This window comes from Geoalkalibacter ferrihydriticus DSM 17813 (genome assembly GCF_000820505.1).
Lineage (GTDB): Bacteria > Desulfobacterota > Desulfuromonadia > Desulfuromonadales > Geoalkalibacteraceae > Geoalkalibacter > Geoalkalibacter ferrihydriticus.
Genome location: NZ_JWJD01000002.1, coordinates 53,944 through 75,235, shown reverse-complemented (window position 1 = coordinate 75,235; position 21,292 = coordinate 53,944). Strand labels below are relative to the sequence as shown.

The 21,292-nt window shown below is 57.5% G+C and carries 22 protein-coding genes; 14 read left to right on the top strand and 8 right to left on the bottom strand.

From position 1 onward, the window contains the following. Nucleotides 1-5: 5 nt before the first annotated feature. The 8 genes from GFER_RS06590 to GFER_RS06560 form a co-directional block, all read right to left on the bottom strand. Nucleotides 6-977, bottom strand: coding sequence for an HD-GYP domain-containing protein (locus GFER_RS06590; RefSeq protein ID WP_040097731.1), 972 nt, complete (start codon nt 975-977; stop codon nt 6-8). A 443-nt stretch (nt 978-1,420) separates the two neighbouring features. Beyond that, nucleotides 1,421-1,723 (bottom strand): mercury methylation ferredoxin HgcB, encoded by a 303-nt coding sequence (gene hgcB, locus GFER_RS06585; protein WP_200889300.1) that lies wholly within the window; start codon nt 1,721-1,723, stop codon nt 1,421-1,423. Between the two features lie 94 nt (nt 1,724-1,817). Continuing rightward, nucleotides 1,818-2,945: a mercury methylation corrinoid protein HgcA gene (hgcA, locus tag GFER_RS06580; protein WP_252989035.1), complete on the bottom strand. Its 1,128-nt coding sequence runs from the start codon at nt 2,943-2,945 to the stop codon at nt 1,818-1,820. Between the two features lie 327 nt (nt 2,946-3,272). Continuing rightward, on the bottom strand, nt 3,273-3,611 hold the full coding sequence (locus GFER_RS06575) for an RNA recognition motif domain-containing protein (protein ID WP_052446085.1): 339 nt from the start codon (nt 3,609-3,611) through the stop codon (nt 3,273-3,275). Next, nucleotides 3,608-3,988 (bottom strand): hypothetical protein, encoded by a 381-nt coding sequence (locus GFER_RS06570; RefSeq protein WP_040097729.1) that lies wholly within the window; start codon nt 3,986-3,988, stop codon nt 3,608-3,610. Before GFER_RS06570 ends, GFER_RS06575 begins: the two co-directional genes overlap by 4 nt. Next, nucleotides 3,972-4,850 (bottom strand): ribosome biogenesis GTPase YlqF, encoded by an 879-nt coding sequence (gene ylqF / locus GFER_RS06565; protein WP_052446084.1) that lies wholly within the window; start codon nt 4,848-4,850, stop codon nt 3,972-3,974. The genes GFER_RS06570 and ylqF overlap by 17 nt, the downstream gene beginning before the upstream one ends. Nucleotides 4,851-4,907: 57 nt before the next feature. Next, nucleotides 4,908-5,069: a hypothetical protein gene (locus tag GFER_RS19105; protein ID WP_167334947.1), complete on the bottom strand. Its 162-nt coding sequence runs from the start codon at nt 5,067-5,069 to the stop codon at nt 4,908-4,910. A 25-nt stretch (nt 5,070-5,094) separates the two neighbouring features. Then, nucleotides 5,095-6,729, bottom strand: a complete 1,635-nt coding sequence (locus GFER_RS06560; protein WP_040097727.1) for an ABC-F family ATP-binding cassette domain-containing protein — start codon at nt 6,727-6,729, stop codon at nt 5,095-5,097. A 165-nt stretch (nt 6,730-6,894) separates the two neighbouring features. Here GFER_RS06560 and GFER_RS06555 point away from each other — a divergent pair, with 165 nt between their 5' ends. The 14 genes from GFER_RS06555 to rfbA all read left to right on the top strand — a co-directional run bounded on the left by GFER_RS06555 (nt 6,895) and on the right by rfbA (nt 21,292). Next, a complete protein-coding gene (locus GFER_RS06555) occupies nt 6,895-7,602 on the top strand; it encodes an OsmC family protein (protein ID WP_235264024.1) in 708 nt (235 codons plus the stop codon). 267 nt (nt 7,603-7,869) lie between these two features. Then, nucleotides 7,870-8,652 (top strand): TlyA family RNA methyltransferase, encoded by a 783-nt coding sequence (locus GFER_RS06550; protein WP_040097723.1) that lies wholly within the window; start codon nt 7,870-7,872, stop codon nt 8,650-8,652. 37 nt (nt 8,653-8,689) lie between these two features. Continuing rightward, on the top strand, nt 8,690-9,463 hold the full coding sequence (locus GFER_RS06545; RefSeq protein WP_040097721.1) for an SAM-dependent methyltransferase: 774 nt from the start codon (nt 8,690-8,692) through the stop codon (nt 9,461-9,463). 31 nt (nt 9,464-9,494) lie between these two features. Next, on the top strand, nt 9,495-10,454 hold the full coding sequence (locus tag GFER_RS06540; protein ID WP_161807391.1) for a peptidase U32 family protein: 960 nt from the start codon (nt 9,495-9,497) through the stop codon (nt 10,452-10,454). Between the two features lie 93 nt (nt 10,455-10,547). After that, complete coding sequence (locus GFER_RS06535) at nt 10,548-11,678, top strand: metallophosphoesterase family protein (protein WP_040097717.1); 1,131 nt, start codon at nt 10,548-10,550, stop codon at nt 11,676-11,678. Continuing rightward, entirely contained in the window at nt 11,675-13,894 is a 2,220-nt protein-coding gene (locus tag GFER_RS06530) for an ATP-binding protein (protein ID WP_040097715.1), read from the top strand. The genes GFER_RS06535 and GFER_RS06530 overlap by 4 nt, the downstream gene beginning before the upstream one ends. After that, nucleotides 13,869-14,216 carry a histidine triad nucleotide-binding protein gene (locus GFER_RS06525; RefSeq protein ID WP_040097713.1) on the top strand — a complete coding sequence of 116 codons (348 nt, stop codon included), beginning with the start codon at nt 13,869-13,871 and terminating at the stop codon, nt 14,214-14,216. The genes GFER_RS06530 and GFER_RS06525 overlap by 26 nt, the downstream gene beginning before the upstream one ends. Nucleotides 14,217-14,299: 83 nt before the next feature. Beyond that, nucleotides 14,300-15,757 carry an HD domain-containing protein gene (locus tag GFER_RS06520; protein WP_052446082.1) on the top strand — a complete coding sequence of 486 codons (1,458 nt, stop codon included), beginning with the start codon at nt 14,300-14,302 and terminating at the stop codon, nt 15,755-15,757. Continuing rightward, nucleotides 15,735-16,802, top strand: coding sequence for a polysaccharide deacetylase family protein (locus GFER_RS06515; protein ID WP_052446080.1), 1,068 nt, complete (start codon nt 15,735-15,737; stop codon nt 16,800-16,802). The genes GFER_RS06520 and GFER_RS06515 overlap by 23 nt, the downstream gene beginning before the upstream one ends. Nucleotides 16,803-16,922: 120 nt before the next feature. Next, nucleotides 16,923-17,108, top strand: a complete 186-nt coding sequence (locus tag GFER_RS06510) for a hypothetical protein (protein WP_040097711.1) — start codon at nt 16,923-16,925, stop codon at nt 17,106-17,108. Beyond that, the gene (locus GFER_RS06505; protein WP_052446079.1) at nt 17,086-18,402 is read left to right on the top strand and encodes a nucleotide sugar dehydrogenase; all 1,317 of its coding nucleotides are present in this window, start codon (nt 17,086-17,088) and stop codon (nt 18,400-18,402) included. Before GFER_RS06510 ends, GFER_RS06505 begins: the two co-directional genes overlap by 23 nt. A 33-nt stretch (nt 18,403-18,435) precedes the next feature. Continuing rightward, entirely contained in the window at nt 18,436-19,506 is a 1,071-nt protein-coding gene (gene rfbB / locus GFER_RS06500; protein ID WP_040097709.1) for a dTDP-glucose 4,6-dehydratase, read from the top strand. After that, nucleotides 19,503-20,426 carry a dTDP-4-dehydrorhamnose reductase gene (gene rfbD, locus GFER_RS06495; RefSeq protein WP_074669472.1) on the top strand — a complete coding sequence of 308 codons (924 nt, stop codon included), beginning with the start codon at nt 19,503-19,505 and terminating at the stop codon, nt 20,424-20,426. Before rfbB ends, rfbD begins: the two co-directional genes overlap by 4 nt. Continuing rightward, nucleotides 20,423-21,292: a glucose-1-phosphate thymidylyltransferase RfbA gene (rfbA, locus tag GFER_RS06490; protein ID WP_040097707.1), complete on the top strand. Its 870-nt coding sequence runs from the start codon at nt 20,423-20,425 to the stop codon at nt 21,290-21,292. The genes rfbD and rfbA overlap by 4 nt, the downstream gene beginning before the upstream one ends.

The window sequence follows — 21,292 nt, the reverse complement described above, 5'->3', positions numbered from 1 at the left end:
GCGGCTCAGAAACGAAACAGCTTGAGGAAATGCTCGAAGAGATCCTGGTCCATGTCGACCAGGATTTTTTCTTTCATCATCTTGAGCGCCTGATAGGTGCTGTGACGATTATGGTAGGGACGGTCCGAAGTAAGCGCTTCGTAGACATCGGCGATGCGACAGATGCGAGCATAGGGGTGAATGTCCCTGCCGCTCATCTGATGGGGATAACCTGAGCCGTCATCCTTTTCGTGGTGCTCAAGGATGATGATGCGCGCCTCATCCGTCATGTGCCCGGTTTCGGTAAGGAGATCGTAGCCGTTGCGGGGATGTTGCTGCACAACCAGCCATTCGTCGGCGTCGAGGCGGCCCGGTTTATTGAGGATTTCCAGGGGGATTTTGCATTTCCCCAGATCGTGGAGGAAAAAGCCAGAAGCGAGGTTCTGCAGGTCGTGCTCGGATGAGCTGCCGAAAAAGATGCGCGCCAGGGCGATGCTGAAAATGCCGACGTTGGTGCAATGGGTATAGGTGTTGACGTCATGGGCGGTCAATTGCACCAGGCAGCGGGTGGCGCGATCATCGCGCACCACCAGATCGACGCAAGGGCGAATCACCTCCAGTGCCTGCTCGATGAATGCCGCGCGCGGGTCGCTGTAGACCCTGGTGATGATGTCGCGGCAGGCGGCATGAACGAACTGGGCCTTGGTCTCCGAGGGACAGTTTGGATTGCGCACCACCTGGGTCAGGGCATCTTTTAGATAGCGATAAAAAACCGGGGCGTCGTTCTCCTCGATATAGAGTTCCTGGACACCGGTCTCCAAGAGATTTTGCCGGTGGTGTTGGGAAAAACCCAGGCCTTTACGCGCAAAAAGAGTGTAGCGTCGCGGCCCGACCCGCAGAAAAAGGTCGCAGGGGGCGCTGATCTCAGGATGCAGGCAGCCCAGGTCGATGGGACGATAGTCCTTGTCTTCCGTTGCCGAGGTAAGGTGTGTCAGCATTTTAGAGGGGATACTTTTTCGTATCGCCAAGGGTGACGCTCTGGGTGGCATCTTCAATACCGACTTTCACTAAATATAGTTACGGATGAATTTGCTGTTTTTCTCTGCGAAATTTATGCCAGCGGGATGGATCTGATTTTCTGTCCGGATCTCATGGAATAATCCTTAGATTCCAGGATGTTCACAATGTCTGGACGATTTGTTCGCGTGGGACGACTTGCCGCTTCCGGCCAAAACGCGGACAGAGCAGGGTGGGGAAGGTTTGACGAAATTTGGCGCCACCGCCTCATCAATCTTGTCCCGCGATCTTCGTCTTTTTCAGAACCAGGCGTCGAAGGGCAACTTGTGCCCTGCAACCCGGCTGACGCAGCAGTTGCTTGGCTGATCTTATTCCCACACTGCAACGGGAACTGGTAATCGAAGATTTGGGATCGGTCGCAATATCAGCAGCCGCTGCCGCTTTGTCCTGTACCACAGTCACAGCTCGGTTCTTCACCGGTAATCCAGCTGTGGATGATAGCACTGGCGCAGCCGACGCCGGCCTTCACGGCAAGCGCGTTGACCGGGCAGTTGCGGGCGCAGGCGCCGCATTCCATACAGCGGTTGCGTTCGAGAATCTGGGCTTTTTGAGCAATTATTTCAAACACCCCGTGGGGACAAACTGACGCGCAGAGGCCGCAGCCGATGCAGGTTTCGACATCGAGATGCAGGGTGGCGACGTTCTCCAGATAGTGCAGTTCTTTCACGTTTTTTTCCTTTGTAACTGTTCAGCATGCAGCGCGATTGGGTATTGCCGCTGAGTAGGTACTTGTTGGGTTTCTATTAAGTCCTGTGCATGCCCTAGAAGGCGCCCCACAGCCAGAAGCTTCCGGCCAGCAGCAAGGCCGCTCCTTGCAGAGGGATGGCGCGCCGCATTTCCTTCTCCACCCCGGAAGGCGAGGTGAAGGTGGTCGAGCCGGTAAAATTCATCGCGCAGTAGGAACTGGCTGCGGCCATACCCAGAACCAGCGCCGCCAGATCCGTTCCGGAGGCTGCGCCAAGCAGTCCCAGCACCAGGGCGAGGGCGCCGCCGACCAATGCGCCTTTGGCGGCAAAGGCGCGCCACGGCAACCAGGGCAGCAGCACCGGCGTAAGGACCGCGCCGGCGAAAACACCGGCCAGGGCGGCAAGAACCGCTGTGCCCCCACGGGTGAATGCCGCAGAGATCGAAAAGATGCCTGGACCGATGCCGCCCAGCACCAACAGCGCGAGGGCCGCCCACAGCATGATTTTGAGCATTCCGCTCAATTCCACCGGTGTGAGCACCAGGCGCTCACGGGTGGTGAAAGTGACACGGCGCATGGCAGGGGTAATGGCCCTTTCGCCGCAATCGAGAAGCACTGGCAAATCAGCGGCGCGCACCGGCCCGTAGACGACCTGAAAACCGCAGGCTTTTTTCACCTCATGGGCCGCCACGCCGACAGCCCCGAGTTGCGGCACGATGAGACGGCGGTGTCGCACCAGCTTTTCCAGGCCCGTCGCCTTGACCCTCCTTGCCAGTTCTTCAGTACCGAAGGTACCCTTTCCGGCGGCGCACCAGACGTTGATGCCGTGGGTTTCCAGCACCAGAATCCACAGATCCCGCCCGCCCAGTTCCCGGCGTAGTGCATCAAAGCTCATCTTGTAGTTGGCCGTCACCACCACCGGGGCATCAGCATCGGGACAGCCCACGGCGTAGAGTCCGGGTGCGATGCGGTAGCGCAGACGGCCGATGCCCCAGCGCATCTGCCAGTGGCCCAGATGGTCGCCCCAGGTCAGGCGGGTGCATACCTGGGGCACTTGGCCGACGGATGTGGCAAACCAGCCGCCGACAAAAGGCCACAGGCGATAGCCGGGTAGTTCGCGCACTTTCTCTGGCGGGCAACAGGACTGCACGCTAGTTGGCTCAGACTCGGGCGGAGAGCAGGGTCCAGCTTGCGGCGATTTCAAATTAGGGGGTGGGCAGCAGGGACTGTCTTCGGACACGGCAATGATTTTTCCTCTCACGGATCCGGGAATTGTTCAGGATGGGTAACTGTTCATCACCTGTCGGCGGGGGCTCAGGGCACCTTTGCCCTGGGCACCGCGAACCCTTTGAGCTTAACAGTTGCCGCAGTGGTAGTTTAGCATGGAATCTGCGCGAAAAAAATGCCGGACCGTTTTCCGGGCCGGCACGCAGGGGTAAGGAACGGCGTAGAGCGGTTATAGCGGTAAAGCATAAACACTCCTGACCTTTGCGGTGAATGGCACTGCCGAGATCAAGCCGGGCCTGAATTGTTATTGGCGGCGACCTCGCGCACCTCGTGCTTTCCGGGGTTTTTCTGGAGCGGATGGTGTCGCTGGTGCCATGGTGTTTTTTGGTCGCGCTGCCCTGACTTTGATGCAGCGATCGATCAGGCGGGTGCCGTCGAGGGTGTTCAGCGCATCTTTGGCTTCGGCTGCTGTGCCCATGTTGATGAAGGCACAGCCTTTGAACTGACCCGTCTTCTGGTCGGTGATCAGGTGAACGGCGCGAACCTTGCCGCAGACGGCGAAAAGTTTACGCAGATCCTCCTCCTGGACATTGGAGGAAATGTCGGATACGTAGAGGTCTTTGTTCGTTGATTTGTCTTTCATGAGGATGACCTTTCTCGAAGGGCACGATAGCCGTTGCAGCCGGTGGCGGTGGCATGACTTTGATCTGTAGGATAGGACCGGCAATGGTCCGGTTTGATCTCGTCGATTCCGCACAGATAGCCTTTACTCTCGGCGCGGTCGAGACGATCAAGCAACCAGGGACAGCGTTCGACGTCATCCCCGGATTCCGGATCAATCCAGGCCAGATGCAGTTTGTTGCCGGGTCCCAGATCAAGGGTGTTGATCCACGCCATCAGATCATGACGACCCAGTTTTTGCCAGCGCTCCACGTCGTCATCGCTGACGCAGCCGTTGTATGCATCAACCAAATTGAGGCAGCAGTGACCGCAGCAACAACAGTTAAAGGCTGGATTCATCGCTGTCCGAGTCTCCAGGCGGAACCGGTGCTTCTCCGGGTCGCTCCAGGCTGATCCGTCCCAGCTTTCCGGCGCGCAGGTCGCGCAGGAATTGTATGGCCGCGCGGTTCAGGTCGACATCGCCGCCCTTGACCAGGCAGCCGCGGCGGCGACCGATTTCCATCAGGATTTCGGTTGAGTTTTCGGGAAGGTCCGTCAGTTGATAGCCCTGCAGCAGCAGCGCCGGATATTTGCCGACCAGGTATTCGATGGTCATCAGGGCGATATCAGGAGGATCGAAGGCGTTGTCGCCAATTGCGCCGCTGGCGGCCAGGCGACAAGCGCCTGCCTGATCATCCATCGCCGGCCACAGCAACCCGGGTGTATCGGAGAGCAGGATGCCATTGCGCAGGTCGATCTTTTGCGGACAGGTGGTGATGGCCGGCTTGTCGCCGACTCTTGCCATCCTTTTGCCCGCCAGCGTATTGATCAGGGTCGACTTGCCGACATTGGGTATGCCGACGACCATGACTCGCAGTGGCTTCTGCCCTTTGTTGCCGCGGTTGGGCGCCATTGTGCGACAGAGTTTTGGCAACAGTCCGACATCGCGCCGGTCTTTGGCTTCGAGAGGGATTGCCTTCACTCTCTGCTGTTGTTCAAAAAAACCGACCCAGGCCTTAGTGACCGTCGGATCGGCCAGATCTTTCTTGTTCAGCACCTTGATGCAGGGCTTGGCGCCCCGCAATTTCTCCAGCAGAGGATTGGCGCTGCTGACCGGCAGGCGGGCATCGAGAACTTCGATGATCAGGTCGATGGTCGGCAGGACCTCAACGATCTGCGCCCGCGCTTTCTTCATGTGACCGGGATACCAGTCGATAATCATTTCTCTGCTCCAAAAAGAAAAATCACGGCAAGAGGAGGCAGATGCCGGCGACCCGATTCAGGTTTCGCTCTCATCGTTGTCGGCCGCCTCGTCGGTCTCCTCCGCATCTTCAGGCGTGTCGAGTCCTTGGAGCTTGCGTTGCCGCTTTTCTTCCTTTTTGGCTTTCTTGGCCAACTCCTTCTGTCGTTTCTCGAAGTTGTAGTTCGGTTTTTTCGCCATGGTGTCAATCCTTTCGCAAAAGGGCTTACAGCTTCAATTCGCCGTGCCCCTGGTAGAGTTGGTCGCGCAGTTGTGCCACATCGGCGTTTTCCAAGTAGTCATCGAAGTTCATCACCCGGTCGATGACGCCGCCGGGGGTCAGCTCGACGATGCGGTTGGCGATGGTGGTAACGAACTGATGGTCATGCGAGGCGAAGAGAACGACCTCATTGAAAGCGATCAGGCCGTTGTTGAGCGCGGTGATGGACTCGAGGTCGAGATGGTTGGTCGGCTCGTCGAGCATCAGGGCGTTGGCGCCGACGAGCATCATGCGCGCCAACATGCAGCGTACGCGCTCGCCGCCGGAAAGAACCTTGGCCTTTTTGGTCGCTTCGTCGCCGGAGAAAAGCATCCGGCCGAGAAAGCCGCGCGCGAAGCTTTCTCCATCGCAGGGAGGAAATTGGCAGAGCCACTCGATCAGGTTCAGATCGTTGTCGAAGTAGGCACTGTTCTCCTTGGGGAAATAGGCGCTGGTGATGGTCACCCCCCAGCGGAAGCTGCCGGCGTCCGGTTCAAGTTCGCCTGCAAGAATCTGAAAAAGGGTGGTCTTGCCCAGGCCGTCGCCACCGACGAAGGCGATTTTGTCGCCCTTGTTGACGCACAGATCAAGACCGCCGAGCACCTCGACCCCGTCAATCTTTTTGCAGAGCCCTTTGATTTCAAGGATGATGTCGCCGCAGGGCCGTTCAGGTTTGAACACGACGAAGGGATACTTGCGCGAGGAGACCGGAAGATCCTCGACGTTGAGCTTATCCAGAAGTTTTTTGCGCGAGGTCGCCTGTTTCGCTTTTGAAGCGTTGGAGGAAAAGCGCTGGATGAATTCCTTAAGCTCATTGGCTTTGTCGGTCACCTTGCGGTTCTCATCCTGTTTTTGCTTCAGGGTCAACTGGCTTGCCTGGTACCAGAAGTCGTAATTGCCGACGTAGACGGTTATCTTGCCGAAGTCGATGTCGGCCACGTGGGTGCAAACCTGGTTTAAAAAGTGACGGTCGTGAGAAACGACGATGACGGTGTTGGGAAAGCGAAAGAGGAAATCCTCCAACCAGGCGATGGATTTAAGATCAAGGTGGTTGGTCGGCTCGTCGAGGAGCAGAATGTCCGGATTGCCGAAGAGAGCCTGGGCGAGGAGTACCCGTACCTTGTCGCCGGGCTCAAGCTCCTTCATCTTTCGGTTGCGCAGTTCCTCGGGAATGCCGAGACCGCTCAGCAGCACCGCCGCTTCGGTTTCTGCCTCATAGCCGTTCATCTCGGCGAATTCTGCCTCCAGCTCGCCCGAGCGAATGCCGTCGGCTTCACTGAAATCGGGTTTGGCGTAGATCGCCTCACGTTCGGTCAGGACTTCAAAGAGGCGTTTGTGCCCCATGATCACGGTGTTGGATACAGTTTCCTCATCGAAGGCGAACTGATCCTGGCGCAGCATGGCGATTCGCTCGCCGGGAGTAACGCTGATCTCACCCTTGTCGGCCTCGCTTTCGCCGGCGAGGATTTTGAGAAAAGTCGACTTGCCGGCGCCGTTGGCACCGATGAGGCCGTAGCAGTTGCCGGGGGTGAACTTGATGTTGACGTCCTTGAAAATGACCCTTTTGCCGTAGGAAAGGGCCACGTTTGATGCACTGATCATGTTCAAAAAAACCTTTACTCGGAAAAAAATAAAAACCGCAGGGGTGATCCCTGCGGTTCACATGCCCTTTACTTGTACCACTTTCGGCCCGTTGGCGGCAATCCCCTTATTTGTTCCTGTTTGGTCCCCCGCTAAGGGCTGGGCGCCTAGGGTTGGAGGATTATCTTGGCGCAGCGTGCAGTATCGCGGAGATTGGGGAAAATTAATTGGATGTTTTTTCGATTGAGGGCTGTAAAAGCGGCTCTTTACAGCCGCAAAATCGGTGGTAACCTATTGACAAATAGATGGAAAAATGAAAGGAGGTGCGTCGCTATGTCGAATAATCAAATCATTAACGGCGTCAATGTCACCCAACTCGTCAGCACCATTGAGTTGATTAAAGAAAAACCCGAAATTGCCGATTTTAAATTTCGCGCGACCAACAAGTGGGTAGGGGGTACCCACAACCGTGCCAATGTGAAGGATTTTTATGGTGCCGGTGCGCAGGATGATTCGCGTGCGACCATGACTTTTGAAATTGACGAACCGCCGGTTTTGCTCGGCGAAAATCACGGAGCCAACCCGGTTGAGTACCTGCTGGTCGGCTTGTCAGGCTGCCTGACGACCAGTATGATCGCCCACGCTGCTGCGCGCGGCATTCAGATCCGAGCGGTTGAATCGCGCCTCGAGGGTGACCTTGATCTTCATGGTTTTCTTGGATTGTCGGAGTCTGCGCCCGTCGGGTACAAGGAAATCCGGGTTTCCTTCAAAATCGATGCGGATCTGTCCCCTGAAGAAAAGCAGGAGCTGATCGAAATGGCAAAGAAATATTCACCGGTTTTTAACACGGTGGCTAAACCCGTGCCGGTCAAAGTCAGTTTGGCCAAGGAGTGATGAGACGGCGTCGGCAGGGGAGACAAGCTCCCGGGAGTGTGAACGGGGCAGCCAGAGTTCACACTCCCTAAGGGCGGTTGTTTCTCGCCGCGTTTATTTTTGCCAAGCGAGTTTCATGCCTGGGGTGTATTTGGCTGTTGTTCTGCTTTGGGTTCTTCCCTGTTTTCGTCCTCCCTTCATTTGCCAGAAATACTTTGCCCGCCGCAAATCCTCTGTGCTAATCTTTGACACCCTTAAACGCAAAAATCTCCCTGGCGCCGAATCGTGATGGAAAAACAGCGTCTTGATAAACTGCTGATGGAGCGCGGGCTGGCTGCCTCGCGTCAGCGTGCACAGGCCTTGATTCTTGCCGGCCAGGTACTGGTCGACGGCATGCCGATGGACAAGGCCGGAACCCTGGTGAAAGTCGCGGCCGAGGTGCGCCTGCGGGGTGAGGACATGCCCTATGTCTCGCGCGGCGGGCTTAAGTTGGCCGCAGGTCTGGATGCTTTTGCCCTGGATGTTCGGGATCTGGTCGCCATCGATGTGGGAGCCTCGACGGGTGGTTTCACCGATTGCCTCTTGCAGCGCGGCGCGGCGCGGGTTTATGCCGTGGACGTCGGCTATGGCCAGCTTGCCTGGAAACTGCGCCAGGATGAGCGCGTCATTAATATGGAGCGGACCAACATCCGCGACCTGGCTCCTGAAAAGGTGCCGGAGGAGCTGCGTCTGGCCGTGATCGACGCCTCATTCATTTCTCTTGAAAAAGTTCTGCCTCCAACCCTGGCACTGCTGGCTGAGGGCTCCGACATCGTTGCACTGATCAAGCCGCAGTTCGAAGTCGGGCGTGGGCAAGTAGGCAAGGGGGGGGTGGTGCGCGATGCCGGCCAGCATGCAGCGGTCGTGGAAAAAATTTCTCAGCATGCGCAAAGCCTGGGTTGTCAGGTCCTGGGGGTGACGGACAGTCCGCTGCTCGGCCCCAAGGGCAACCGCGAGTTTCTCATCCATTTACGCCTGGAGCGGCGGGTCGTACCGGGCGAGGCGCAAAATCCCGCATCGCTTGCATCCTGAACCTCTGAAGTCCATTCTGAACTGAGCAGGCAACCTTATGACCGAGAACAAAGTTTATTTTATTGGTGCCGGGCCGGGAGATCCCGAATTTCTTACTCTCAAGGGGGCGCGGGCTCTGGCGCAATCTCAGTTGGTCTTCGCTCCGACGCCTTATGAACAGACGTTTGCCGAGCTGCTTGCGGGTAAGACGATCCTGGTGCCCTTCGAGTATTACTTTCAGGAGCTTCTCGAGCGCATCCGCGCGAGTCTTGAAACCGGCGCTGTGTCTTTTCTGGTGCCCGGCGATCTGACCTTCTATTCACCTTTCCAGGGGCTGATCGACGCTCTGGGCGAGGCGGCCGAAGTGATTCCCGGCGTCGGTACCGTCAACGCGGCGTCTGCGCGTCTGAAGAAAACGCTGGATCTTCCCGGTGTCTGCAAAAGCACGGTGATCGTTTCGCCGCGCACTCTCGGCGACCGTCCCGAAGATCCCAAGCTTATTGACTATGCCCGTCCGGGGACCTCGCTGCTGATCTACATGAACAATATTCCCCTGCCGGACCTGGCGAATGAGTTGCGTCGCGGTTACGGATGCAATGTGCCCATCGTCATCGTCCATCGTTTGTGTCTGCCCGGTGAGGAGATCGTGCAAGGAACCCTCGACGATATTGTCGCCAAGGTCGGCGCCCGGGATTTTTTCAACCTGCGGGCGAAAACCAAGCGTCCCGCCTTGACTCTGGTGCTGGTTGGTGAGTCACTGACGGCTCAAGAGGATGGCAGTTGGTGGGATTATCGCCGCGAAAACATCTGGCGCTACCGTGATGGGGAATAGGGACGTCTAGAGTATGGGCAGGGCGGCGCGCATGAAGATCATTTCCCCGGTGGACAATCTGGCCGAAGCCCAAGAGTTGCTGAATGAAGGAGCCGATGAACTGTACGGCGGCTATGTCCCGCCTGCCTGGGAGCAGAAATTCGGTCAGCCAGCGTCCATCAATCAGCGCACCTTTGCCGCCGCCCAAATCGGCAGCTTTGAGGAGCTGTCCGCGATCATCTCTTTGGCTCACGGCCGGGGGCGAGGTTTTTCCCTGACGCTGAACGCACCTTTCTATGCCGAGGCTATGTTGCCCCATCTGCTGGATTACGTTGATGAGGCGGTAGCGGCCGGGGTCGACGGTATTATTCTGGCGGATCTGGTCCTGTTGCGCTTGCTGGCGCGTCGCCATCCGCACCTGGAGTTGCACGCCAGCACCCTGGCGCATCTGGGAAATTCCGAAGCAGTCAAATTCTACCAGGCGCAAGGTGTGCGTCGTGTGGTACTGCCACGCCATTTGAACCTGGCCGAGATGGCCGCAATCGTCAAACGGGTGCCGGGTGTGTTGTTCGACGCCTTCATGCTGGTGGGCAAGTGTCCCAATACCGAGGGCCTCTGCACATTTCACCACACCAGCCCCGATCGGATCTGGCCCTGTGAAATTCCCTATACACTGACTGCTCTGAGCGAACCGGTTACGCCGCAACTGAAGGCGGCCATGGAGCGACAGCGCAGTTGGTCCACGACCAATCGGCGCCATGGATGCGGTTTGTGTGCCATTCCCCATCTGGCGGCGGCTGGAATTTTCGGACTCAAACTGGTGGGGCGCGGGGCGCCGGCCGCGCAGAAAATCAAAAACATTCAACTTGTTCGCAGCTTTCAGGAATTGGCTGTCGAGGAGACGGATTTCGATTCCTATCGGCGTCGGGCGCGGCAGGCCCATCACCAGCGATTCGGTTCGCTCTGCTCGCCCAATGTTTGTTATTATCCCGAATTTTATGAAGCTGAATAACTGCCGGAGCCATGCATGGGTCATCAAGGTCTGGATAACTTCCAATCATGCCCGTGGCAACCGATAACTGACAACTGACAACCGGTTTTCCATATGATTCGCATTCTGCATACCGCCGATCTGCATCTCGACGCCCCCTTCACTCAGTTGGGTGACAAAGTGGCACAGCGGCAGGACGACTTTCTCAAAACCTTCGAGCGGCTTTTGACGCTGGCCATCAAAAACGAGGTGCATCTGTTTGTCGTGGCCGGGGATCTTTTCGATCATTCGCGGCCCGATTCGGCTTTGGTCGGCCGGGTGCAGGCAGGACTCAAGCGCCTTGCCGATCGCGGCATCGTGCCGGTCCTGATTCCTGGTACCCATGACAATGTCATCGCGGCAGACTCGGTTTACCGCCGTCACGAATTTCCCGGAACCCTGGTCCTGCAAGCCCCTTCGGTGGAAGAGCCGGCAAGTCTCAGCGTGCAGGGAACGCAGATCTTTCTCTATGGCTTTGCGTACCGCTCGAGCGTTTCAGAGGGTGCCCTGGCTTCTATGCAAAGACGCTGCGAGGAAGGCCTGCACATCGGGCTCTTGCACGGTGCGCGCGAAGGTAGCCCTGAATGGGATTACCGCAAAAAGGATGTGCCTTTCAACCTGCCCCTGCTTAAAGGATTGGACCTCGACTATGTGGCTCTGGGCCATTACCATGAATTCGAGATCCTCGCTGACGAGGGTCGCATCTGGGCCTGCTATCCGGGTTCTCCCGAAGGCAAGCGATTCGGCGAGAACGGCCCGCGCTACTGTGTCTTGGTCACGGTGGAGGCGCGCAACGCCAGGGTCGAGAAACTCGTCAGCAATACGCGCACCCTGGAGGAGCGAACCCTGGATCTGGGTGGCTGTCCCGGAGATGCCGAAGCGGCGGCGGCCATTGCCGCTCTGGGCTCCGGCGATCTGTTGCTGCGTTTGACGCTGACCGGTGTGGTGGAAGCGCCTCTTGATCTGGCGCGACTGCGCGCTCTGCTGGCAGATGAGTTTTTTCATCTGGATCTGGTGGACCGCACCGGCCTCTTTGACAGTCGCTTTGCCCGGCGCATCGAGAACGAGCAGACCGTGCGTGGCCTGTTCGTGCGGCGTGCCCGCGAACGTATCGGTGCTGCCGATCCCGAAGAGCGTCTTGTCTTGGAAGAGGCTTTTCGCGAGGTGCTGGTGCGCTTTCATGCCTTTGGGGGAGGAACCCCATGATTTTACGTAGCCTGGAACTACGCCATTTCGGGAAGTTTGGTGAGCGAAATTTTGAGTTTCGACGGGGGATGAATCTGATCGTCGGCCCCAATGAGGCCGGCAAGTCGACTTTGGTCGAGGCGATTCCCGCCGTTTTGTTCGGAGTCCGCAACAAGGAGCGCTATCGCCCCTGGGGGCGGCAGGGCAGTTGCGAAGCTGCGCTGGTTCTCGAGGCACGCGAGCGCACGGTGCGCATCGAGCGCGACATTCTCAGTGATCGGGTTGCCCTGGTCGAGCGTGACGACCTTTATCACACTCTCTACCAGTTCGAGGGGAAAGTCTCGCCTCAGGGGCGCTCATCGGAGCGCAGCGAGTACCTTGAACAACTGGCGCGGCTCTTCGGCGTTGCCGATGAAGACATCTTTCGCGCCTCGCTGTTTTTCGGCCAGGGCAGCCTGGAAGTCTCCGGGCAGGGCGGTATGGCCGCGAAAATCAAGACGCTACTCTCGGGCTTTGTCGAGGTGGATTATGATCGCGTTCTGCAAACGCTCCAGGATGATTATTTTGCCATCACCCGCCAGAATCCCTGGGGCAAAGATAAGACCCGCGACCGCGAACTCGACGAAGTACGCAAGCGCCTTGAGCAACTCGAGAGCCGCTGGTTTGCGGAACAGGGTAGCCTCAAGGATCTGGAAACCCTGCGTACCGAACTGGCCGAGCTGTCCCGCTTTATAGAGGCGGGTCGCAGTGATTACGACAAAGGCGAACGTTACCTGGTCTGGGTGCGTAAGCAATTGGAAGTGGAGGAAAAGGCCGCACAGTTGCGCCGCGATCTCCAGCGCCTTGATCAGCAGGGAGACAAGATTGCAGCTCTGCAGCAACGCCGGGCGGGGATTGAAAAGGAACTCCAGGCTGCCGGCCTGCCGCGCAAACTTCCTGAAAAACTGCCCCAGTTGTTGACGGAAAGCGAAACGGTGCGCCAGGAACTGGTGGCTGTACAAACCGAAGCGGCGTCCCTGCGCGAGCAGCTGTTGGCCTTGCCCAAACCGGCTTGGCAGTGGCGTCTGGGGGCAACTCTGGCGGGCGTTTCAGCTGCGGCGGGTGCCCTGGCCTGGAATTCCGAATGGCTGATTTGGTGTGCCGGCGGCACGCTGGCGCTGCTGGCTGGATTGTGGGCGCCTCATGTCTTCCAACTTTTTCGTTTTCGTAGTGAAATGAGCGGACTGCAGGGGCAGGCACAGGTTCTCGAAGAGCGTCGCCTTGAGGTGCAGGCACGGCTCGCGGGGTTGGATGAGCAGTTCGACCAAGTCGGCATGCGTCCCTCGTCTATTGAGCGGATAAAAATGTTGCGCAACCTTGAAAAACACCGGGAATTGGCCAATCAATTGCGCGAGGTGGAAAGTGCTCTTGGCGTACTGGACGCCGAAAGTCATCTCACGGCCGAGAAGGAAGAGAGCGTGCGCGAACTGGCGCTGCTTGAAGAGCGGCTGGAAAAGGAGCGACCCAAGCACCGCGAAGCTATGCTTACCCGCGAGGAGTTGTCTGAAGCCGAGGAAAAGTTGCGGAGCCTGGGGGAAGAACTGCGGGAAAAGGAAAATCGTCTGTTGGAGCTGACCCGGCGCGAAGCAGCCCTGCAGGGTGAACTCGCCGACCTTGAGCGTATCGAAGAGGAAGGGGCTTTGCTGCGTGAGCGCGAAGCCTGCCTGGGGCGCCGCAGTCAGGCTTTCAGGTCTGCCTTTGATATGCTTGCTGGTGCGGTTGATGAGTTTCGCAAAACTTATTTGGAACGTTTTTCCAGCGACATCGGCGAATCCCTGGCAACGGTGACCGGCGGCCGCTATTCCGAGGTGCGCCTCGAGGATGATTTTCGTCTCCTGCTGCGTACCCGCGGCAGCCAATGGCAACCGGTGGAACATTTCAGCCGCGGTACCGTGGACGCGGTTTATTTCGCCGTGCGTCTGGCGCTGACCCGCCATTTGGCAGGGGGGCGGCGCCTGCCGCTGCTGCTCGATGATCCGCTGGTGAATCTTGACGCTACACGACTCGCAGACACCCTGAGCATCCTGGAAAAGATCAGTGCCGAACATCAGGTGGTGCTGCTTGCCCACGATGAACGGCTGTTGCGCCAGGCTGCCCGCGAACGTTGGAATGTGATACCCTTGGAAAAATTCAAGACGCCTTCTCCTCAAGACCTTCAAGAAAGGAATGAAGATGTCCGACAACTGTATCTTCTGTAAAATCGTGGCCGGGGAAATCCCCGCACGCGTGGTCTATCAGGATGATCTGGTGGTGGCTTTTGAAGATCTCAATCCGCAGGCGCCTCATCATCTGCTGCTGGTGCCGCGGAAACATATCCGCACCACCCTTGACCTGACCACCGCCGACAATGAGTTGATCGGCCATATTTACCAGGTCGCCGGAAAAATTGCTCATGACCTTGGCTTCGCTGAAGATGGCTTTCGCGTCGTCAACAACTGCAACGAAGGGGCCGGGCAGTCGGTCTGGCATATCCACTTTCACCTGCTTGGCGGCCGCGACCTGACCTGGCCGCCGGGGTGAGCCCGCTTTGGTTTGAGTGGAAGTAGCGGGATTCACTATGTAAAGTCCAGAGGCCGCGGGGAAAACTTTATTTTAAGGAACCGATGAACGAAGCCGACGAACGAACGCAAAAACGTCTTATCTCTGAAATTATGGAGTTGCTGGTCACACATTATGGTGGCGGCATGAGCGAGCAGGAACTCGATCAGTCCATCGATTTTCTGCAACAGGCTCTGGAAATGGCGCGTGTTTCCCACGAAGGGCAATTACGCAAATCGGGAGAGCCCTACTTTTTCCATCCATTGCGTGTCGCTCATCTGGCCGCGCGGCACTGGATGGATTTCAGCTCGGTGATCGCCTCGCTGATGCATGACGTGGTCGAGGATACCCCGGTCACCCTGACGGAAGTTGAGAAAGCCTTTGGTGCGGAAGTGGCCCTGCTGGTCAACGGGCTGACCAAAGCTTCCGACGAGAGCCTCAGCCGCGAGACCCTCAAAGCCACCACCTACCGTAAAACGGTTCTGCTGGCCATCGAGGATGTGCGGGTTTTGTGCCTGAAATTCTGGGATCGCCTGGATAATTTGCAGACGATCGGCGCTCTGCATCCCGACAAGCAGAGTCTGATCGCCGAAGAAACCCGCTCCATCTATGTCCCCCTGGCCCAGCATCTCGGTATGGGGCGTGTCGCGAACGAGCTTGAGGCTCTTGCGCTGAGGATTCTCTATCCACGTCGTTACCAACGTTATCAGAACGTCATGGATGCTCTGCGCGCGCAAATGGAACCTTATCTGCGCCAGATGCGCTCAAAGATGCACAACGCCTGTGAGCATCAAAAATTCTCGGTTTTGCTCCGTGATCGTTGGCGACCTTTTTCCATTTCCGCGGCCAAGGTACAAAACCGGGGGCTCTCAACCCTTTATACCCTGGAAATCCAAGTCGATCGTACCATGGATGCCTACCTTGCCCTGGGGTTGCTGCATGGCTTGTTTCATCCCATCCCCGGCAAATTGCGTGACCATCTGCATCTGGTTTCCCAGTTCGGCTACCAGGCGATTAAAACCACCATCCAGGCCGGTGAACACCGGATTCGGGTCGAAATTACCACACGCAAGCTGGCCCGTTTCAATGAGGCCGGCGTGCTGGCGCCGGGTTTTGAGTTCAGCGTCAGCAATTTCAAAGGGCTGATGCAGTCACTGACCGAGGGTGAATCCCTGTTTGACACTGAAAGCCTGCGTCTGGCGTCGGCGTCGATTCAGGTTTACACGCCGGCAGGCGATACGCGCACTCTGCCTGAAGGCAGCAGTGCCCTTGATTTTGCCTTCGATATTCACGAAGACCTCGGCCTGCATGCGCGTCGTGCTCGGGTGAACGGGCAGACCCGCCTGTTGCGCTATCGATTGATGGATGGTGATCAGGTGGAGATCGAGCAGAGTTCGTCTCCGCAGGTTCTGCCCAAGTGGCTTGAATGGGCGGTGACCCCGCGGGCGCGCAATGCGGTACGGCGTTATTTGCGCAGTCGCGTGAAGGGAGAAGAAAAAAATGAACAGACAGTGGTTTCCTAGGCGGCTGTTTGCCGCTTTTTTCATGGTCGGAACGCTCTTGGCCGGAGGCTTTGATGCTTGGGCCGATGAAGCTAATGTGTTTGTTTACCATCGCTTTGGCGATGACCGCCATCCCTCGACCAATGTCTCTCTGGAGGTCTTTCGCGGTCAGCTCGAACTCTTGCGCGACGGCGATTATTCGGTTCTTGCCCTGGGAGAGGTGGTGCGGCGCCTGCGCGCCGGCCGCTCACTGCCCACCCGCACCGTGGTTATAACCATTGACGATGCTTATGACAGTTTCGGTACGGGCGGCTTGCCCCTGTTGCGCGAATTCGGTTATCCGGCCACCCTGTTCGTGAATACCGACAGCGTTGGGCGTCCGGGCTATCTTGATTGGGATGATTTGCGCCGGATGCGGGATGCAGGGATTGAAATCGGCAATCATTCAGCCGCGCACGCGCACATGGCCGCCCCTGCGGCGAAGGAAGATCGCAGCGCCTGGCGGGAACGCATGCGCGACGATCTGGTGCGGGCTCAGCAGGCATTGACTGCACAGCTTGGAGATGAGCCGCGGCTGTTTGCCTATCCCTACGGCGAATTCAGCCGTGATCTGATCGAGCTCGTGCGTGAGCTTGGATTTCATGCCGCCGCCGCCCAGCATTCAGGGGTCGTAAGTTCGCACAGCGACCTCTTCGCTTTGCCGCGTTTTCCCATGGGCGGTCCCTTTGCCACGGTAGAGGGTTTCGGCGATAAAATGCGCATGAAGGCCCTGCCGGTCATCCTGACCGAACCGGACGATCCGATTCTCGAAGGGGAAAATCCGCCCCGGCTGACGCTGCAAATCGATCCGCAGGGCGCTGCCGATCTTTCCCAGCTCAACTTTTTCGTGCGCGGCCGTGCCCAATCCGATGTCGTTTTCGATCAGGAAAATCCCGGTGTCGTGCGAGTGCGCGCCGATGAACCCCTCAATGCGCGCCGCACTAGCTACACCCTGACCGCGCCTGGAAAAACCGGCGGCTGGCACTGGTACAGCTTTCTCTGGATCAGACCGGATGTGCCGGAGTAAGGCCTGGATCAGTGAGATCCGAACGGATTCAGGTAAGAGCTTTTCATTGGTCTTTAAATTCCAGGCGCCGCGCCGCTGACTTTCCCTTTCCGGCAGTGACCACCACGTCGGGAATCGCACATGGCTATTTTGCTCAGGAAGATGTTGACAGGTTGCACCTGCATCTGCGAAAAGAACTCAAGCGTCGTGATGGCGGCGGTTGAGAACCGCGAGCGCGCCGAAGGCGGTGACCTGATTGTGGCACTGATAGATAGAAAACTGAATTTCAGGAGGGAATTTTTTCATGGTGACATTGCAGGATATTAAGGAGCGCAAGGCCGCTATTGCCTTAGTCGGCCTGGGCTACGTGGGCTTGCCGCTGGCCGCGGCCTTCGGCCGTCAGGCCGAGGTCATCGGTTTGGACATCAGCCGCAAGAAAATAGAGGAACTGCGCTGCGGTATCGATTCCACCGGCGAACTTTCGGCGGAGCAACTCGCCGCCACGCGCATCGATTACACCGATGACCCAACGCGGCTGAGCGAGGCGCGCTTTATCATCGTCACCGTTCCCACCCCCATCGACGAACATCGCAAGCCCGACCTGACCCCCCTGATTTCGTCATCGACGGCCATTGGCCGGCATTTGGCTCCGGGTACTATCGTGGTCTATGAATCAACGGTTTATCCAGGTCTCACCGAAGAAGTCTGTCTGCCGATTCTTGAGAAGGAGTCGGGACTTAAATGCGGAATCGACTTTAAACTCGGCTATTCGCCCGAGCGGATCAACCCGGGCGACAAAGTTCACACCGTCGAAAAAATCGTCAAGGTCGTTGCCGGCCAGGATGCCGAAACCCTCGATACCGTCGCCCAGGTCTATGAAATGGTTATTTCCGCCGGAGTGCACCGGGCCTCCAGCATCAAGGTGGCCGAAGCCGCCAAGGTCATCGAGAATACCCAACGCGACCTCAATATTGCCTTGATGAACGAACTAGCCATTATTTTCAACCGTCTCGGCATACCCACTCGCGATGTTCTCGAAGCCGCCGGCACCAAATGGAATTTTCTGAAATTTACCCCCGGTCTGGTGGGCGGCCACTGCATTGGTGTTGACCCCTACTATCTCACCCACAAGGCCGAAGCCGTTGGGTATCATCCCCAGGTGATTCTGGCCGGTCGCCGTATCAATGACGGCATGGGCAAATATGTTGCGGAAATGACGGTAAAAAAGATCATCCAGGCCGACAAGGCGGTGAAAAATGCACGGGTTTTGGTGCTGGGCCTGACTTTTAAGGAAGATGTTCCCGATATCCGCAACACCAAAGTGGTCGACATCGTGCGTGAATTGCAGGAGTATGGGATCAATGTCATGATTCACGATCCTATGGCCGCCCCGGAAGAGGCGCGTCACGAATATGGCCTGGATCTGATCCCGCTGAGTGAGGCGGGCGCCCTGGACGCGGTAATCTGGGCCGTATCCCATGAGTGTTTCCGTGATCTGACACCACAAAAACTCAAAGAGATGACCGGCAACGGCAATGGCCGCGGCGTGATCATCGATGTCAAATCGGTGCTTGAGCCCCAAGCCATTCGCGAACAAGAAATGGTGTACTGGCGGCTGTAGATTTTTAGGTTTTTTACGGAGTGGTAATCATCGATGAAAAAAGTTCTCGTGACCGGTGGCTGCGGTTTTATCGGAGCAAATTTTATCCATATGGTCCTGCGTCGTTTTGAGGACCTGCGCCTGGTGAACCTCGACAAGCTGACTTATGCAGGCAATTTACGCAACCTCGAAGCTGTCGCAGACGATCCTCGCTACCGCTTCGTCAAGGGAGATATCTGCGACCAGGCGCTGGTCGAAGAGTTGTTTGCCGAGGAAGGGATTGATACGGTGGTTCATTTTGCCGCCGAGTCTCATGTGGATCGCAGCATCGAGGGGCCCGGGGCTTTCATTCAGGCCAACATTGTCGGCACCTTCACGCTGCTCGAGGCCGCGCGCAAGCACTGGCTTAGCGATCCTTCAGCGCCTGTCGCACCGCGTTTTCTGCATGTAAGCACCGACGAAGTTTATGGCTCTCTGGGGGAAACCGGCTATTTTACCGAGGCGACTCCCTACGATCCGCGTTCTCCCTACTCGGCGAGTAAGGCGGCCTCGGATCATCTGGCCAGTGCCTATTTTCACACCTACGGCCTGCCCGTATTGATCACCAACTGTTCCAACAATTATGGTCCCTTTCAGTTTCCGGAAAAACTCATCCCCCTCGTGGTGCATAATGCCCTCAGGGGGCAGGCTTTGCCGGTCTATGGCGACGGCAAAAACGTGCGTGACTGGCTTTATGTCGAGGATCACTGCGAGGCGGTTCTTGCCGTTCTCGCAGGGGGAAAGCTTGGCGAAACCTACAACATCGGTGGCAATAACGAGAAACAGAATATTGAAATCGTGCATCTCATCTGTGACCTGCTCGATGAGAAGATCGGCCTGTTGGTTGAGGGTCGCACGCGGCGCAGCTTGATAACCTTTGTTAAGGATCGCCCCGGTCATGATCGGCGCTACGCCATTGATGCCGGTAAAATCGCGCGCGATCTGGGTTGGCAGCCGCGCGTCAGGTTCGAGGAAGGTATGCGCCGCACCGTTCAGTGGTATCTGGACAATCCGGAGTGGGTGGAAGGTGTTGTCAGCGGCGAATATCAGGCCTACTATCACCGCATGTACGGAGAGCGCGAGTGAGCTCGACATTTCACCCCGAACGGCGCCCGGTTCTGCTTCTCACCGGTGCCGGAGGCATGCTGGGAACCATGTTCCGTCAGCGGATGCCGAGCATTTATGACATGCATGCCTGCGACCACGATGCCCTCGATATTACCAATGCCGAGCAGGTGGGTGAGGTGGTTTTGCGTCTGCGGCCGCAGGTGATTGTAAACTGTGCCGCCTTTGCGCGCGTCGATGCGTGCGAAACAAGCCGCGACCTGGCGTTTCTTGTTAACGGCGAGGGTCCGGGAATCCTGGCGCGGGCGGCGCGCGAGGCAGGCGCTGTTCTGGTGCATATTTCCACCGACTATGTGTTCGACGGTTGCAAAAAGCAGCCTTATGTCGAGGACGATGACACCGCGCCCCTTTCGGTTTACGGCCTCAGTAAACTGCGCGGCGAGCAGGCGATCCGCGAGAGCGGCCTGGAGCGCTATTTCATCGTGCGGACCAGTTGGCTCTATGGCCCCGGCGGCGGGAATTTTGTCGAAACCATCATCCGTCTGGCGCAGGAGCGCGAAGAACTGCGCATTGTCGCCGATCAGATCGGTTGTCCCACCTATACCCGCGACCTGGTGCTGGCGATATATCGTTTGCTCGACGCGCCGCGACGCCTTGATCCGGTCCCTGGTAAAAGTCCCTATGGAACCTATCATTTTTCCGATGACGGGCAGTGCAGTTGGTTTGAATTTGCCGAAGTCATCGTTGCGTTGCTGCGGCAGCATGGCAGCGAGCCGGCGGTAAAACGCATCCTGCCGATCCGCACCGAGGATTATCCTCTGCCGGCGGCACGGCCGTCCTGGTCGGTTTTGTCCAAAGCCAAGTACCGGCAGGTGACCGGGGCGCGCGTGTCCCATTGGCGGGAAAGTCTCAAGGACTATTTCGAAGCGAGGTTCACATGATTAAAAAAGGCATCATTCTCGCGGGCGGTGCAGGTTCACGCCTCTACCCCCTGACTCTGGTGGCCAGCAAGCAGTTGATGCCGGTTTATGACAAACCGATGATTTATTATCCCCTGGCCACCCTGATGATGGCCGGAATTCGCGACATTCTGATCATTTCAACCCCCCAGGATACACCCCGCTTCGAAGCGCTCCTCGGCGACGGCAGCCGTTGGGGCATTCGTCTTTCCTACGTAGTGCAGCCCGAACCTCGGGGTATCGCCCAGGCTTTTCTGGTCGGGTCTGAGTTTATCGGTGACCAATCCGTCTGTATGATCCTGGGCGACAATCTTTTTTACGGCAGGATGGGGCTGGATCGCCTGGTCTCAGAGTTTTCCTCCGGCGCCACGGTCTTTGGTTATCCGGTCGCCGATCCCGAGCGCTACGGGGTGGTTGAATTCGATCGTGAAGGTCGGGTGCTGAGCCTGGAGGAAAAACCTCGGAAACCCAAAAGCCACTATGCCGTGCCGGGGCTATATCTGTATGACGGAAAAGTCGTTGAACTGGCGCGGCAGCTCAAACCTTCGGCCCGGGGCGAGCTTGAGATCACCGATCTCAACCTGGAATATCTGAGCCGCGGTGAACTGCGCGTGGAAAAGCTGGGGCGCGGCATCGCCTGGCTTGACACGGGAACCCACATGAGCCTTCTCGAAGCAAGCCACTTCATCGGTACCTTGGAAGCCCGCCAGGGCTTGAAAATTGCCTGCCTGGAAGAGATTGCCCTGCGCAAAAACTTTGTTGATGCTGAGCAGATGGCGCAAATTATTGAGCAAACCCCTAAGTCGAGCTACCGGGATTATCTGGAGATGGTCCTGCGGGATCTGTGA